Annotated in this window: 13 protein-coding genes; 9 read left to right on the top strand and 4 right to left on the bottom strand. The window is 72.5% G+C overall.

The annotated features are described in order from the left end of the window. Nucleotides 1-165: 165 nt before the first annotated feature. From ACFWJX_RS34480 to ACFWJX_RS34470, 3 genes are all read left to right on the top strand, one after another. Nucleotides 166-1,215 (top strand): PP2C family protein-serine/threonine phosphatase, encoded by a 1,050-nt coding sequence (locus ACFWJX_RS34480; protein WP_383250264.1) that lies wholly within the window; start codon nucleotides 166-168, stop codon nucleotides 1,213-1,215. A 235-nt stretch (nucleotides 1,216-1,450) separates the two neighbouring features. Then, the gene (locus ACFWJX_RS34475; protein WP_383250263.1) at nucleotides 1,451-2,791 is read left to right on the top strand and encodes a transcriptional regulator; all 1,341 of its coding nucleotides are present in this window, start codon (nucleotides 1,451-1,453) and stop codon (nucleotides 2,789-2,791) included. A gap of 64 nt (nucleotides 2,792-2,855) precedes the next feature. Then, entirely contained in the window at nucleotides 2,856-3,401 is a 546-nt protein-coding gene (locus ACFWJX_RS34470) for an NUDIX hydrolase (protein ID WP_383250262.1), read from the top strand. A 78-nt stretch (nucleotides 3,402-3,479) separates the two neighbouring features. Here ACFWJX_RS34470 and ACFWJX_RS34465 read toward each other — a convergent pair whose 3' ends face one another. Further along, the gene (locus tag ACFWJX_RS34465) at nucleotides 3,480-4,340 is read right to left on the bottom strand and encodes a 3-hydroxybutyryl-CoA dehydrogenase (RefSeq protein ID WP_073492164.1); all 861 of its coding nucleotides are present in this window, start codon (nucleotides 4,338-4,340) and stop codon (nucleotides 3,480-3,482) included. Between the two features lie 180 nt (nucleotides 4,341-4,520). On the opposite strand from ACFWJX_RS34465, the gene ACFWJX_RS34460 reads away from it, so the two are divergent. Further along, a complete protein-coding gene (locus tag ACFWJX_RS34460; protein WP_383250261.1) occupies nucleotides 4,521-5,756 on the top strand; it encodes a glycoside hydrolase family 10 protein in 1,236 nt (411 codons plus the stop codon). A gap of 1 nt (nucleotide 5,757) precedes the next feature. Here ACFWJX_RS34460 and ACFWJX_RS34455 read toward each other — a convergent pair whose 3' ends face one another. Together ACFWJX_RS34455 and ACFWJX_RS34450 are read right to left on the bottom strand one after the other, a co-directional pair. Next, nucleotides 5,758-5,955, bottom strand: coding sequence for a DUF1918 domain-containing protein (locus tag ACFWJX_RS34455; RefSeq protein ID WP_383250260.1), 198 nt, complete (start codon nucleotides 5,953-5,955; stop codon nucleotides 5,758-5,760). A gap of 106 nt (nucleotides 5,956-6,061) precedes the next feature. After that, on the bottom strand, nucleotides 6,062-6,976 hold the full coding sequence (locus ACFWJX_RS34450) for a DMT family transporter (RefSeq protein ID WP_383250259.1): 915 nt from the start codon (nucleotides 6,974-6,976) through the stop codon (nucleotides 6,062-6,064). On the opposite strand from ACFWJX_RS34450, the gene ACFWJX_RS34445 reads away from it, so the two are divergent. From ACFWJX_RS34445 to ACFWJX_RS34435, 3 genes are read left to right on the top strand one after another with little or no spacing between them, the layout of a single operon-like run. Beyond that, entirely contained in the window at nucleotides 6,975-8,438 is a 1,464-nt protein-coding gene (locus ACFWJX_RS34445; protein WP_383250258.1) for a PLP-dependent aminotransferase family protein, read from the top strand. The two genes, ACFWJX_RS34450 and ACFWJX_RS34445, sit on opposite strands and share 2 nt — an antisense overlap. A 10-nt stretch (nucleotides 8,439-8,448) precedes the next feature. After that, entirely contained in the window at nucleotides 8,449-8,907 is a 459-nt protein-coding gene (locus ACFWJX_RS34440) for a GNAT family N-acetyltransferase (RefSeq protein ID WP_383250257.1), read from the top strand. 31 nt (nucleotides 8,908-8,938) lie between these two features. Further along, nucleotides 8,939-9,532: a histidine phosphatase family protein gene (locus ACFWJX_RS34435; protein ID WP_383250256.1), complete on the top strand. Its 594-nt coding sequence runs from the start codon at nucleotides 8,939-8,941 to the stop codon at nucleotides 9,530-9,532. Here ACFWJX_RS34435 and ACFWJX_RS34430 read toward each other — a convergent pair. Next, a complete protein-coding gene (locus tag ACFWJX_RS34430; RefSeq protein WP_383250255.1) occupies nucleotides 9,514-9,957 on the bottom strand; it encodes a DUF6314 family protein in 444 nt (147 codons plus the stop codon). The two genes, ACFWJX_RS34435 and ACFWJX_RS34430, sit on opposite strands and share 19 nt — an antisense overlap. 135 nt (nucleotides 9,958-10,092) lie before the next feature. Here ACFWJX_RS34430 and ACFWJX_RS34425 point away from each other — a divergent pair, with 135 nt between their 5' ends. Both ACFWJX_RS34425 and ACFWJX_RS34420 read left to right on the top strand, forming a co-directional pair. Then, entirely contained in the window at nucleotides 10,093-12,591 is a 2,499-nt protein-coding gene (locus ACFWJX_RS34425) for an alpha-L-arabinofuranosidase C-terminal domain-containing protein (RefSeq protein ID WP_383250254.1), read from the top strand. Between the two features lie 249 nt (nucleotides 12,592-12,840). Further along, the gene (locus tag ACFWJX_RS34420; RefSeq protein WP_383250253.1) at nucleotides 12,841-15,573 is read left to right on the top strand and encodes a YfhO family protein; all 2,733 of its coding nucleotides are present in this window, start codon (nucleotides 12,841-12,843) and stop codon (nucleotides 15,571-15,573) included. The last annotated feature ends 11 nt before the right edge of the window (nucleotides 15,574-15,584 follow it).

The following is a 15,584-nucleotide window of genomic DNA, read 5'->3' as shown; positions in this document are numbered from 1 at the left end:
GGGGGGGCCGCCCCCCCCCCCCGCCACCCCCAGGGGGCACCTCACCCGTTCGGGTGAGTTCCCCCTGCGATCCGGTCCTCCGGGTCACGACATCGACAGAATCAGACCGGCCTTTCGAGGCCGGTCTGTCTGCGCTGTACGGTCCTAGATGGGGGGCCACCCGACATGTTCGGCATCAGGCGGCCGTTGCGCCGGGCCCTCTCGCTGGGGTTGCCCACGGCGTGGGGCGCCACGGCGATCACCTACAAGCTGACCTGCCCGCTGGCCCACGAGGACGGGCTCGGCGCCAGGCTCGTCACCAGCGCCGTCTTCTTCGTCGTCGGTACCGGACTGATCCAGCACGTACGGCAGACGCTGCTGCGCGAGCTGAAGCAGGCCCGCCGGGTCGCCGGGGCCGCCCAGAGCGTGCTGCTGCGGCCCCTGCCGCCGCGCGTCGAGGGGCTGAACGTGGCCGCGGCACAGCTCTCCGCGGACCGCGGCGCCTCCGTCGGCGGAGACCTGTACGAGGTCAGCTCCACCGAGCACGGTGTGCGCGTCGTCATGGGCGACGTACGCGGGCACGGGATCCCCGCGCTGGGGACCGTCGCCGCGCTCCTCGGCAGCTTCCGCGAGGCCGTGCACGACGAGCCGGATCTGGACGGCGTCCTGCGCCGGCTGGAGCGTGCCCTCGCCCGGCATCTGCGGGAGCGCCACCGCGAGGAACATCCCGCGAGCGGCCGTCCGCCCGACACCCCGGTCGCCGAGGAGTTCGTCACCGTCCTGCTGCTGGAGATCGACGCGGAGGGCGGCGTACGGGCTCTGAACTGCGGGCATCCGTGGCCGTATCTGCTCCGGGGGACGGAGGTCGGGCCGCTGGCCCGCTCGGAACCCCTCCCGCCGCTCGGCCCGTTCCCGCTCCCGCCCGAGCTGCCGGCGGCGCACTGCGGTCACCTCCGCAGGGGGGAGTCCCTGGTCCTCTACACGGACGGCGCGGAGGACGTGCGGGACACGAGGGGCCGCTTCTTCCCGCTGGCGGAGACCCTGACCAAGTCGGTCCACGACCATCCGGTCCCACCCGAGCAGATCCTGCGCACGGTCTTCAGCGCACTCCTGCGCCACACGGCAGGCAGACCGACGGACGACGTGGCGTTACTGGTGCTCCGCAACGAGCGCGCACACCAACCGGCGACAGGGCCGCCAGGCACCGCGTACCCGCAGCCGACGGCACAGCCGTGACCGACGCTCCGCGGTCCCCGGCGCGGCCCGCGGAGCGAACTGCCGGGCCGCCGCTTTATGAGGGGGAGCCGACGGCCCGGCGACCTCTTTCGAGGCATTTCAGTCAACCGGCCCGGAACGCTCCGCGACAGCGCGTGCACAGTACGGATACGAGCACTCCGTTCACACCCCGTGTGAAGACGCACCCGCTACCGTGAGTGGCGCCGTCGGCACCGAACCATCCGGGGGGCACCTCATGCAGCCCAACACCCTGCTCGACGCGATCCTGGACGAGGCGGGCATCTCGCACGCGGGCCTCGCCGCGCACATCAACCAGGCGGGCCGCGCCCGCGGGCTCGCGCTGCGCTACGAGCACACGGCCGTCGCCCGCTGGCTGAAGGGCCAGCGCCCACGCGGACAGGTGCCCGACCTGATCTGCGAGGTGCTCGCCCGCCGACTGCGCCGGCCCGTCACCCTCGACGACATCGGCCTGGGCGTGCCCGGCGAACTCTCGGCCCCGCACGGCACCTCGCTCTCCGGGTTCGTCGAGCGGGCCACCGCCCTCTGGCGCTCCGACGAACAGCAGCGCCCGCACATCCTGGGCGCCCCCGCCGTCACCGGCACGCCCGCCGTGATGCCGGTGTGGGAGTGGGAGAACCCGCCCGAGGACGTCGACGTCTCGCGCGGCGGCCGGCACCGGGTCACCCCCGCCGACATCGAGACGCTGCGCGCCGCCCGCGCCCATTACGAGCAGATGTACCGCAAGGCCGGCGGCGTCGCGACCCGCAGCCGCATCGTCGGTTTCCTCAACGCCGAGGCGACCCCCCTGCTGCGCGGCGGCTACACGGACGCGACGGGCCGCCAACTGCACCGAGCCACCGGCGGGTTGGTGGCGATCGCCGGCATCTGCGCGTACGACTCCGACGCGCACGGGCTCGCCCAGCGCTACTTCCACCAGGCGCTGCGGCTCGCGAAGGCCAGCGGGGACCGGGGACTCGGGGCGTACGTGATCGCGCTGTTGGTCAACCAGGCGCTGTTCATGCGGGAGTTCCGGCAGGCCGTCGCCTTCGCGGAGGCCGCGCTGCGCACCGTCGGCAACGACGTCACCCCCGCCCTCGCCTCCGATCTGTACGCGATGCAGGCGAAGGCGTACGCCCACCTCGGCGACGGCACGAGCGCCCTGTCCTGCATCCGGCGTGCCGAGGCCGCGGCCGGACGCATCCGGCGCGGCACGGAACCGGACGAGACGGGCTATGTCCAGCCGGGCCTGGTCAACGTCCAGGTGGCGGAGGCCCTGTTGAGCCTCGGCGACCTCACCGCGGCGGCGGAGCATGCCGCGGCCGCCGTCGGCACACCCGCCCACGACCGGGGCCGGGTGCACCGGCTCGCCATGCTCAGCACCGTCGAACTGCGTCAGGGCGACGCCGACAAGGCGGTGGTCACCGCCGTGCTGATGGCCGAGCAGGCGCGGGGAATGGAGTCCCAGCGCGTGCGCGACAGACTCCGGGCGGTACGCGAACACCTGGTGCGCAGCGGCTGCGCGGGCACGGCGGAGGCGGCGGAACTCATCGACGGCGCCCTGCGCGTACCGCTGTAGCGACCGGCGCCCCACAGGTTCCTGCTGCGATATTGCCACCTACTCGACGGAAGGTGGCAGAACCGTGCAGTGGACGAAACGGAACGAACGAACTGTGTATGAAAACCGCTGGTTCAGCGTCAACCTCGCGGATGTCGGACTGCCGGACGGCCGGCAGCTCGACCACTTCCTCATACGGCTGCGGCCCGTCGCGGTGGCCACCGTGGTGAACCGGGCCAACGAGGTGCTCCTGCTGTGGCGGCACCGCTTCATCACCGACAGCTGGGGATGGGAGCTCGCCGCGGGCGTCGTCGAGGACGGCGAGGACATCGCCGTCGCGGCGGCCAGGGAACTGGAGGAGGAGACCGGCTGGCGGCCCGGCCCCCTGCACCATCTGATGAGCGTGGAGCCGGCCAACGGCCTCACCGACGCCCGGCACCACATCTACTGGTCCCCGGAGGGCGAGTACGTCGGGCATCCGGTGGACGACTTCGAGTCCGACCGCCGCGAATGGGTCCCCCTCAAGCTCGTGCCCGACATGGTGGCCCGGGGAGAGGTCCCGGCCGCCAACATGGCGGCCGCGTTACTGCTCCTGTACCACCTCAGGCTCGGCCACGACAGCGCTGGCTGACGCCACCCGCGGCGCGTGCGAGGGCCCGGCACCGCACCCGGTGCCGGGCCCTCGCGGGGCGCAGTGCGCGGAGCGCCGTCAGCCGTAGGTGTAGAAGCCCGAGCCGGTCTTGCGGCCCAGCCGGCCCGCGTCCACCATGCGCTGGAGCAGCGGGGGAGCGGCGTACAGCGGCTCCTTGTATTCGTCGTACATGCTCTGCGCGACCGAGGCGACCGTGTCCAGGCCGATCAGGTCGGACAGCTTCAGCGGGCCCATCGGGTGGGCGCAGCCCAGCTCCATGCCGTTGTCGATGTCCTCGCGGCTGGCGATGCCCGTCTCGAACATCCGGATCGCGGAGAGCAGATACGGGATCAGCAGCGCGTTGACCACGAAGCCCGAGCGGTCCTGGGCGCGGATGGCGTGCTTGCCGACCGTCTTCTCGGCGAACAGCTGCGCGCGGCTGATCGTGCCCTCGGAGGTGGTCAGCGCCGGGATCAGCTCGACGAGCTGCTGCACGGGGGCCGGGTTGAAGAAGTGGATGCCGATGACCTGGTCGGGCCGCGAGGTGGCGACCGCCAGCTTCACCAGCGGGATGGAGGAGGTGTTGGAGGCCAGGATGGCGTCCGGGCGGGTCACGACCTGGTCCAGGACCTGGAAGATCTCGGTCTTGACCTGCTCGTTCTCCACGACGGCCTCGATGACCAGGTCGCGGTCGGCGAACTCGCCGAGGTCGGTGGTGAAGCTGAGGCGCGCCTGCGTGGCGTCCCGCTCCTCTTCGCTGATCTTGCCGCGTTCGGCGGCCTTGGCCAGGGAGTTGAACAGCCGGGTGCGGCCGAACTCCAGGGCCTCGCCGGTGGTCTCGGCGACCTTGACGTCGAGTCCGGCCCGCGCGCAGACCTCGGCGATGCCCGCCCCCATCTGGCCGCAGCCCACCACTCCGACGCGTTCGATGTCGGTCACATCGGTCCCTTTCACTGGCTGACTCCGGTCACTGCGCAGGTCTTCCGGGTCCCGGCGGGCCTGCTCCGATCGTGCACGTTACTAGCAAGTATCGATGATCGATCGCCGGGGTGCGGGCATGCTGGGCGCGGAGACGATCCGTGACCGAGCGGATCCGCGGTGTATGTGGGGATGTGCGCGATGGGGCGACTGACTCGGCGGGCGTTCGCACTCGCCGCGCTGTCGGCGTTCACGACGACCGGCGCGGCGCGCGTCCCGTCCGGACGCGCCGCAGGCGGGCACGGCCGCGCGGTGGCGGAGATGAGGGGCGTCTGGCTGGCCACGGTCGCCAACCGGGACTGGCCCTCGAAGGCCGGACTGACCGCCGCCCAGCAGCGCTCGGAACTGCTCGGCTGGCTGGACCTGGCGGTCCGCGACCGCCTCAACACCGTGATCTTCCAGGTACGGCCCACCGCGGACGCCCTGTGGCCCTCGCCCTACGAGCCCTGGTCGCAGGTGCTCACCGGGACCCAGGGCAAGGCGCCCGGCTGGGACCCGCTGGGCACGGCGGTCACGGAGGCGCACGCCCGCGGACTCCAGCTGCACGCCTGGTTCAACCCCTACCGGGTCGCCACCCACGACGACCCGACCAGACTCGTCGCCTCCCACCCCGCGCGCAGGCACCCCGACTGGGTGGTGCCGTACGGCGGGAAGCTCTACTACAACCCCGGTCTGCCGCAGGTCCGGGCGTTCGTGCAGGACGCGATGCTCGACGCGGTGCGGAAGTACCCGCTCGACGCCGTGCACTTCGACGACTACTTCTATCCCTATCCGGTGCCCGGCCAGACCTTCGACGACGACGCCGCCTACGACGCCCACGGCGGCGCCTTCCCCAACCGGGCCGCCTGGCGCCGCGACAACATCGACCGGCTGGTGCGCGAGACCGCCGCCCGGATCAAAGCGGTCCGCCCCACCACTCAGTTCGGGATCAGCCCGTTCGGGGTGTGGCGCAACGCCTCCACCGACCCGCGCGGCTCGGACACGCGCGCGCTCCAGTCGTACGACGCCGTCCACGCCGACACCCGGAAATGGGTGCGCGAGGGCTGGATCGACTACGTCGTGCCGCAGCTGTACTGGAACATCGGCCTCCCGGCCGCCGACTACGCCGCGCTCGTGCCCTGGTGGGCGCAGGTGGCGCGGGGCAGCCGGACGAAGCTGTACCTGGGAGAGGCGCTGTACAGGGCGGGCGATCCGGCGCAGTCCGCGGCCTGGCAGGACCCGGCCGAGCTGTCCCGGCACCTCACCCTCGCGGCCGGCCACCCCGAGGCCCGCGGCCATGTCTTCTTCGCGGCCAAGGACCTGCGCACGGACCGGATCGGCGCCATGGCACGGGTCGTCGCCGACCACTACGGGCAGCCGGCGACGCCACCGCGCTGAACTACCGTGGTTCCTCGGCCTTGTGGCGGATCTCGGTGTCCGGTCCCGGCGAGCACACGCCCTCGTGCCCGTCCGTGAAGCGGACGCGGTAGGGAGGATTGCCCTCCGGTCCCAGCACTTCGACGATCTCGCCGACCTTGTCGTGTTGCCCGACCACCCTGCCGTGCTGGACAAGCTGGTCGCCCGTGGTCGCACGCATCCGTGAGACCTCCTCACCGTGTGCGGGAGCAGCGGTCCGTGTCCTGGAGTCCGTTTCTTCGAGTCTACGGCGCACCGCACCGGCCGAACCGGCGCGTGCGCGCCCTTCAACCGCGCGCCCGCTGGGTGACGGCGATGCAGACCAGGACGGCCGCGGCCGTCAGCGGAGCGGCGGGCGTGAGGTGCTCGCCCAGCAGCAGCACCGACCACACCAGTGTGAGCAGGGGCTGGGCCAACTGCAACTGGCTGGCCTTGGGGATGCCGATGGCGGCCATGCCCCGGTACCAGACGACAAGTCCGAGGAACTGCGAACCCGCCGCCACCCACAGCAGCCCGGTCACGCTGTGCGCGGTGAGCCGGACCGGCTCATGGGCGAGGGCGAGGGCGGCGGCGGGCACGGCGAGAGGCAGGCAGAACACCAGCGCCCAGCCGATGACCTGCCAGCCCGGCATCACCCGGGCCAGCCGGCCGCCCTCGGTGTAACCGGCCGCGCACACCAGCAGCGCCCCGAACAGATACAGGTCGGCCGTGGTGAGGGCACCGCCGCTCTGGTGCACGGTGAAGGCGACCACCGCGCCCGCGCCGACCAGCGCCGCGGCCCAGAAGGTGCGGGAGGGGCGGGAGCCGACGCGCAGGGCGGAAAGCAGGGCGGTCGTCAGGGGCAGCAGACCGACCACGACGGCCGCGTGCGCGGTGGAGGACGTCTGCAGGGCGAGCGTGCTCAGCAGCGGGAAGCCGACGACGACCCCGGCGGCCACGACGGCGAGCCCCGCCCAGTGCCGCCGGTCGGGGAGCGGTACCCGCAGGGCGAGGAGGCAGCCGCCCGCGATGAGCCCGGCCAGCACGCTGCGGACGGCGACCAGCGCCCAGGGGCCGAAGCCCTCCAGGCCCCAGGCGGTGGCGGGGAACGTGAGGGAGAAGGCGCCTACGCCGAGAGCGGCCTGGAGGGTGCCGAAACCGCTCGTCCGCGGGGTGGTGACCGCTATCGCGGGGAGGGCAGTAGCGCTACTCTGTGTCTTCATGCATGAGCGTAGCAGTGTGGCTGAACTGGCGGATCAGCTGAGAAGAGAGCTGGACCGCTACTCTCCCGATGGAAAGCTCCCGTCGAGCCGTGCCCTCGTCGAGCGGTTCCGGGTGAGCCCGGTGACCGTCTCGCGGGCCCTCGCGCAGCTGGCCGCCGAGGGGCTGGTGGTCACCCGGCCCGGCGCGGGGGCCTTCCGGGCCCGTCCCCGCCCGGCGCCCCCGTCGGCCGGCGACACCTCCTGGCAGGAGGTCGCGCTGAGCGCCGAGGGCGCCGACCTCGTGCCCCGCTCGGTGGACGCCTCCGGGGTCACCGTCACCCTCGCCGCTCCTGCCCCCGGCGTCGTCGAGTTCAACGGCGGCTATCTGCACCCCTCCCTGCAACCGGAACGCGCCATGTCGGCGGCCCTGGCACGGGCCGGGCGACGCCCCGGTGCCTGGGGACGGCCGCCCGTCGAGGGCCTGCCGGAGCTGCGCGAGTGGTTCGGGCGTGCCATCGGCGGCGCGGTCACCGCCGCGGAGGTGCTCGTCAGCTCCGGCGGCCAGACAGCGCTCACCACCGCCCTGCGCGCGCTGGCCCCGCCCGGCGCCCCCGTGCTCGTCGAGTCGCCGACGTATCCGGGCATGCTGGCGATCGCCCGGTCCGCGGGACTGCGTCCGGTACCGGTGCCGGTCGACCCCGACGGGGTGAAGCCCGAGCTGCTCGCCGACGCGTTCCGCGCGACCGGTGCCCGGGTCTTCGTCTGCCAGCCGCTGTTCCAGAACCCGACCGGCGCCGTCCTGGCGCCGGCCCGGCGCGGTGAGGTGCTGCGCATCGCCCGCGAGGCCGGCGCCTTCGTCGTCGAGGACGACTTCGTGCGGCGGCTCGCGCACGAGGACGCCGGGCCGCTGCCCCGCCCGCTCGTCGCCGACGACCCGGACGGCGTCGTCGTGTACGTCGGCTCGCTCACCAAGGCGACCTCGCCGAGCTTCCGGGTCAGCGCGCTCGTCGCCCGAGGCCCGGTCCTGGAACGACTGCGGGCCATCCAGGTCGTCGACACCTTCTTCGTGCCCCGCCCCCTCCAGGAGGCGGCGCTCGAACTGGTCGGCTCGCCCGCCTGGCCGCGCCATCTGAGGGCGGTCGCGGCCGAGCTGAGGAGCCGGCGCGACCTGCTGACCAGCGCCCTGGCCCTGCACCTGCCCGAACTCGCCCTGCCGCACATCCCGTCCGGCGGCTACCACCTCTGGCTCCGCCTGCCCGACGGCACGGACGAGCCCGCGTTCGCGGCCGCGGCCCTGCGCGCGGGCGTCGCCGTGACCCCCGGCCGCCCCTACTTCAGCGCCGAACCCCCGGCCGCTCACGTCCGCCTCAGCTTCGCGGCCGTGGCGGGCGCCGAGGAGATCGCCGAGGGGGTACGACGGCTGCGGGTGGCCTGCGACGAGGTCCTCGCGGAATCCGTTCGACACCGGGCACGCCGTCTGTGAAGGTCCCCCCATGACCTCCGTCCCGCCCCTCGCCGAGGGCTACGAGATCTCCGCCGACACCGACCGGATCGACGTCCCACGGGTGCACCACTGGCTGTCCTCCGACGCCTACTGGGCGCTCGGCCGGGAGCGGGACAAGCAGGAGCGGGCCATCGCCGGGTCGCTGAACTTCGGGGTGTACGAAACGGTGTCAGGGGAGCAGGTCGCCTACGCGCGCGTGGTGACGGACCTGGCGACCTTCGCCTGGCTGTGCGACGTGTACGTCGATCCGGCGGTGCGGGGCAAGGGCATCGGGACCTCGCTGGTCGCGGCCGTCCGGGACCACCTGCGCCCGCACGGCCTGCGCCGCGTCCTGCTCGCCACGCACGACGCGCACGGCGTGTACGAGAAGATCGGTTTCGAGGCGCTGGAGAAGCCCGAGCGGTGGATGGCGCTGGTTTTCGAAAAGTTTTCAAAGAACATCTCTTGACCTGCGTAGTTGTACGTCCCACCATCACCGCATGGCACTCCGGGTCACGTTCGTCGCCGCGGCGCGCAGCTCCGCGTCGCTCGCCGAGCGCTTCGAGGACGACCGCCCGCTGGACCAGGCGGGCTGGGACGAGGTGCAGCGGGCGGCCGGTGATCTGCTGCCGCTGGCGGCCGCCGAGCTGCGCTACTGCTCGCCGACCCCGCGCAGCCGCGCCACCGGCGACGCGCTCGGCTACGCCCCGCTCGTGCAGCTCGCCCTGCGGGACTGCGACATGGGGCGCTGGCGCGGGTTCACCGTCGGGGAGGCGATGGCCCGGGAGCCGGCGGCGGTGGACGCCTGGCTGGCCGACCCGCGGTCCACTCCGCACGGCGGCGAGTCACTGCTGGCGTTCATCTCCCGGGTGGGCGGCTGGCTCGACACCCGGCCCGTGGAGGACGGCTGCCGGATCGTCGCCGTCGCCGAGCCGAGCGTGATCCGGGCCGCCCTGGTCTACGTGCTCAAGGCGCCGCCGTCGACGTACTGGAACCTCGATGTGCGCCCGCTGTCGAGGACCACCGTCACCGGCCGCGGCGGGCGGTGGAACCTGCGCTTCGAGGGGGCCGCGGCTCAGACCTCGCGCACGTAGTCGGTGGTGAGCACCAGGTCCTTCGCGGGGCCGCGCACCTGCCAGAGCGTCCGCCAGCGGTCCGCGTCCCGCACGGTGAACTCGCCCCGGTAGAGGTCCGCGACGCACGGATGGTCGGTCACATGCCGCCCGCTCGTCAGGTCCAGGTCGTGGAAGGGCCGCCCGTCGGCGAACGTCACGTCCGCCGTGCCCGGCACCCGCCCGGGGAGGAAACGCAGGGTCCGCTCGGCGGGCCGCGGGACGCCCTGCCAGACGAATGTGCCGGACTCCTCGTGCAACAGTCCGCCGCCGTCCAGCGGGCCGAAAACCGTCGTGCCCTCGAAGCGCCCTGCCGCGCCGCTCGTCAGATCCCGCACCGACCGCTCGACCCGCCAGGCCCCGGCGAGGTACGCCAAAGTGTCCGGCACCGGCCAGAGCTCGCCCATCGCGTGCCGCCCTCCGTCACATCCGTTGCTGCGCGAACCATTGACGCGCTCCGACCCCCTCCCTATCTTGCCGTTCGAAGTGCTGATCAAAGTCCGATATTTCGAACATCGTGTACTGAGAGCCGCGGAGTATCCATGTCACGCAGCACCACCCGCACCACCACCGGCACCCGCTGGAGACTCGGCCTCACCGCCACCGCCCTGCTGACGGCGACCGCCCTCCTCCCCGCCCCGGCGCACGCCGAGGACGCCACCGACTACACGATCACCGTCGACCCGACCGCCCAGGGCGCGGCGATCGACGACACCATGTACGGCGTCTTCTTCGAGGACATCAACCGGGCCGCCGACGGCGGCCTCTACGCCGAACTCGTGCAGAACCGGTCCTTCGAGTACTCCACCGTCGACAACCGGGCCTACACCCCGCTGACCTCCTGGACGGTCGACGGCACCGGACAGGTCCTGAACGACGCGGGCCGCCTCAACGAGCGCAACCGCGCCTACCTGTCCCTCGGCGCCGGCTCCTCCGTCAGCAACGCGGGCTACAACACGGGCATCCGCGTCGAGCAGGGCAAGAAGTACGACTTCTCGGTGTGGGCCCGCGCCGAGAACGGCACCACGCTCACCGTCGGCCTCCAGGATGCCGACGGCACCCTGGCCACCGCCCGCAAGGTGGCGGCGAAGGGCGGCTGGGCCAAGTACCGGGCCACCTTCACGGCGACCCGCACCAGCAGCGACGGCCGCCTCACGGTCGCCTCCTCGGCCGCCGCCGCCCTCGACATGGTGTCCCTGTTCCCGCGCGACACCTACAAGCACCAGTCCAACGGCCTGCGCAAGGACCTCGCCGAGAAGGTCGCCGCCCTCAAGCCCGGCTTCCTGCGCTTCCCCGGCGGCTGCCTGGTCAACACCGGCTCCATGCAGGACTACAGCGAGGCCTCCGACTGGCAGCGCGCCCGCGCCTACCAGTGGAAGGACACCATCGGCCCGGTCGAGGAACGCGCCACCAACGCCAACTTCTGGGGCTACAACCAGAGTTACGGCCTCGGCTACTACGAGTACTTCCGCCTCGCCGAGGATGTCGGCGCGATGCCCCTGCCCGTCGTCCCCGCCCTGGTGACCGGCTGCGGCCAGAACAGGGCCGTCGACGACGACGCCCTGCTCCAGCGGCACATCCAGGACACCCTCGACCTCATCGAGTTCGCCAACGGGCCCGTCACCTCGACCTGGGGCAAGAAGCGCGCCCAGATGGGCCACCCGAAGCCCTTCCACCTCACCCACCTGGGCGTGGGCAACGAGGAGAACCTGCCGACCGAGTTCATGGCCCGGTTCAAGCAGTTCCGGGCGGCCATCGAGGCCAGGTACCCCGACATCACCGTCGTCTCCAACTCCGGCCCGGACGACTCCGGTGCGACCTTCGACACGGCCTGGCGGCTCAACCGCGACGAGAACGTCGACATGGTCGACGAGCACTACTACAACAGCCCGCAGTGGTTCCTCCAGAACAACGACCGCTACGACTCCTACGACCGCAGCGGGCCCAAGGTCTTCCTCGGCGAGTACGCCTCCCTGGGCAACGCCTTCAAGAACGGCCTCGCCGAGGCCGCCTACATGACCGGCCTCGAACGCAACGCGGATGTCGTCAAACTCGCCTCCTACGCGCCGCTGTTCGCCAACGAGGACTACGTGCAGTGGACCCCGGACATGGTGTGGTTCAACAACCACGCCTCCTGGAACTCCGCCAACTACGAGGTCCAGAAGCTGTTCATGACCAACGTCGGCGACCGTGTGGTCCCGTCGACGGCCACCTCCACCCCCGCCGTGAGCGGCCCCGTGAGCGGCGCCGTCGGCCTGTCGACCTGGGCGACCAGTGCGGCGTACGACGACGTGAAGGTCACCGGCGCCGACGGGAAGACGCTGCTCAGTGACGACTTCTCCGGTGACGCCACGCAGTGGACGCACACCGGCGGTGGCAGCTGGAGTGTCCAGGACGGGCAGTACGTGCAGAGCGACGGCGCCGCCGAGAACACCATGGTCTCGGCCGGGGACCCGGCCTGGCACGACTACGACCTGCACGTGAAGGCCACCAAGAAGTCCGGCAGGGAGGGCTTCCTCGTCGCCTTCGGTGTGAAGGACACCGGCAACTACTACTGGTGGAACCTGGGCGGCTGGAACAACACCCAGTCCGCCGTCGAACAGGCCGTGGACGGCGGGAAGTCGACGCTGCTCGCCAAGGCCGGCAGCGTCGAGACAGGCCGCGCCTACGACATCGACATCAAGGTCCGGGGCCGCCAGGTCACCCTCTACCTCGACGGCCAGGAGTGGGGAAGCTTCACCGACGACAAGCCGGCCGAGCCGTTCCGCCAGGTCGTCACCCAGGACAAGAAGACGGGTGACCTGATCGTCAAGGTCGTCAACGCCCAGTCCGTGGACGCCCGTACGGCCGTCGACCTCGGCGGCGCCAAGGTCGCCACGAAGGCCCGCGTGACCACGCTGGCCGCCGCACCCGACGCGGTCAACTCGGAGACCGCGACCCCGGTGGCCCCGGTGACGTCCACCTTCACCGGCGTGACCGACAGGTTCACGTACACCTTCCCGGCGAATTCTGTCACCTTCCTTCGGATCAAGCAGAAGTAGCCGAAAGAAATCCGCGAGGGGGCCAAGTGTCCGGTGAACCCGTGCAGTTGGCCCCCGTGAAACGTGCGATACATTTCCCGTTTCCCTCCCGGTAACGGAATGCGTGAAAGGCTCGCAGGCGCATCGGGAATTCCCTCCATAATTTCGTCGTGCGGCACAACCATGCGGAATGACCACCCGTCTGAGCCGGCGAATCGACCGGCACGGGGGTGACCTCCCCGGCGCACGACGACCAGACGGGGGCACGGCGTGACATCGACGACCTCTCCGGAGCCGAGGGCACCGGCCGCCCCCGGCGGCGACCGGCCCCCGCCGTCCCGACCGCGCCCGGCCACCGAGCCGACGTCCGGGGGAACGCGCGGCATCCTGGCCCGGCTGCTGCCGCCGCCCGGCCTGAGGCGGTCCGCGCCCGTCCTCGCCGCCCTCCTCACCGTCACGGCGTTCTGCGCCTCGGACGTCGTCGCCCGCAGCCATCCCTTCGGCCCCCGTACCCGGAGCGTCAACGACCTGGGCAACCAGTACCTGCCGTTCCACGCGCACCTGTGGGACCTGCTGCACGGCCGGGCCGACGGCGGTGTCCTCTTCAACTGGCGGTCCGGTCACGGCGCGAGTTTCCTCCCCGACCTCGCCACCTACGTCACCAGCCCGTTCGCCCTGCTCGTCGGGGTGTTCCCGCGCGACCGGATCGACCTCGCGGTGTACGTCGTCACCGTGCTGAAGCTCGCCTGCGCCGCCGCAGCCATGGCCCGGCTGCTGCTGACCCTGCGGCCCGGCCGCTGGTGGGCGGCGGGACTCCTCGGCGCCTCCTACGCCCTGTGCGGCTGGAGCGTGTCGAGCGCCACGTACAACCTGATGTGGCTCGACGGCCTCATCGCCCTGCCGCTGCTGTGCCTGGCCGGCGAGTGGGCCCTGGCCGGACGGCGTCGGTTCCTCGGCGTGGGGATCGTGGCGGCGGCCTGGACCGCCAATTTCTACACCGCTTACATGGCCACCCTCGCCGCCGGTCTCGTCCTGCTCCTGCGGCTGTGGCTCTCCGGACTCCCGCGCCGCCAGGGCCTCGCCGCGGCGGGCCGGGCCGGCCTGACCACCGCCCTGGGCATGGGCCTCGCGGCACCCCTGGTGACCGTCGTGTACTTCGGCAGCGCCCACGCCTCCCCGGGCAGGTTCACCGGTTTCACACCGGTGTCCACCCAGGACCTGCTGGCCCGCCTGCTGCCGACGACGTACAGCTTCGGCTCTCCCGCCCTCTTCGTGGGCACCACCGCCCTGCTGCTCGCCCTCGCGCTGCCCTTCGTCCGGTCGGCGCCCCCACGGGTGCGTGCCGGGTGGACGCTGCTGGTGGCCGTGGTGACGCTGTCGATGCAGTGGGGCCCGACCCAGCTGCTCTGGCACGCCTTCGCCGCCCCGCAGGGCAGCTCCTACCGGCAGACCTTCGTGGTGTGCGCGCTGCTGGTGATCGCGGCCTGGCACGCACTCTCGTACGGCCCGCCCGACCGGCGCGCCCTGGCCGCGGCGGGCGGGCTGCTCGCGCTGATCGCCGCTGTCGCGGGCCGCAGCGACCTGGTGCGCCCCCTGGCGTGGCCGGTGCTGCTCCTGGCCGCGGCGGGCGCGCTGGGCGGGCTGTTCCTGCTCGGCCGTCCGCACGCCGGGCGCCCCCTGGGCACCCGGCGCCGTAGCCTGCCGGCCGTGTGTGCCGTGGTGCTGCTCCTCGGCACGCAGCTCGGCGAGGCCACCGCCACCGCCGCCGTGGCCACCCGGCTGCGGCTCGGGCACATGGACGACTACGCGCCCTGGGGGCAGCGGCGACAGCAGCAGGCCGAGGCCGTCGCGGAGGCCGACGGCTGGCCCCGGTACCGGACCGACCCGGGCCGGGAACAGACCGTCGGCAACGACCCGCTGATGGTCGGCGGACAGGGCGCCCAGTACTACAGCAGCCACACCTCCGACGTGCTCTTCCGCACGCTCACCGCCCTCGGCGGCGGCTGGACCTCGGGCGGCCGCAGCCTCCAGAGCCTGGACAACGCCGTCACGGACGCGATCTTCTCCGTCGGCGCCCGGGTGCACTCCCCGCCGGACCCGCACCAGAACTGGTTCCCGCAGGACGGCGGCGGCGTGACCGTGACCCGGCAGGACGTCCCGCCCCTGGTGACCGTACGGCCCACCGGAACCGGTGCCTCCGTCTTCGGGCCGTCGCCGTACCGCAACCAGGAACTCCTGCTGGGCGCCCGGGTCTACACCCTGCCCCGCCTCACCGTGCGGACCGGCGACGGCAAGGCGGCCCGCCGGGCCGAGGGCGACCGGCCGGGCGTACGCCTCGACGCACTCCCCGCGGGCACCGCCACGGGCCTTCCGACGATCACGGCCCGCTGCGCGGCGGGCAGCGAGGTGTACCTGTGGACGCCGCACCTCGCGGGCACCGCGCGGCTCGCCGATGCCCCCGCCGGCGCTCCGACCGGGCGCTTCCGGTCCGACTCCGTGAGCAAGATCGCCGCCATGCAGCGGCTGGGCAGCGTCCCCGCGTCCGGACTCCTGCGCATCGAACTGTCCCCGAACCGGCCGAGCACCGTCCCGGACGGCGCCGTCGGCTGCCTGGACACCGCACGGCTGCGCACCGCCGTCGAGCGGCTCACGGCCACCGGCGCCACCGAGGTGAGCGTCTCCGGCGGCACGATCCGGGCGGCACTCCCCGAGGGCAGCACGGGCACCGCCGTCGTCGCGGCGCCCCGGATCGCCGGCTGGCGCTGCGCCACGGGGGACGCCTCCGCCGTACCCGCCGGTCAGTACCACGGACTGATCGCCGTACCCCTCGACGGCACCTCTAACCGACTCACCTGCACCTTCCACCCACCCGGTCTGCGATTGGGCACGGCCGTGGGGGGTATGTCGCTGCTGGCCGCGGCGCTGCTCGGCGTCCTCACCGCCGTCCGGCGACGGCGCGGGACGGGCCGTGCGCCGGAGGATGGATTGTATAAACGTGCATAGCGACGTATAGT

It is taken from the genome of Streptomyces sp. NPDC058335, from assembly GCF_042723915.1.
Taxonomy (GTDB): Bacteria; Actinomycetota; Actinomycetes; order Streptomycetales; family Streptomycetaceae; genus Streptomyces.
The sequence above is the reverse complement of the archived record's forward strand: the minus strand, read 5'-3'. Positions and strand labels throughout refer to the sequence as shown.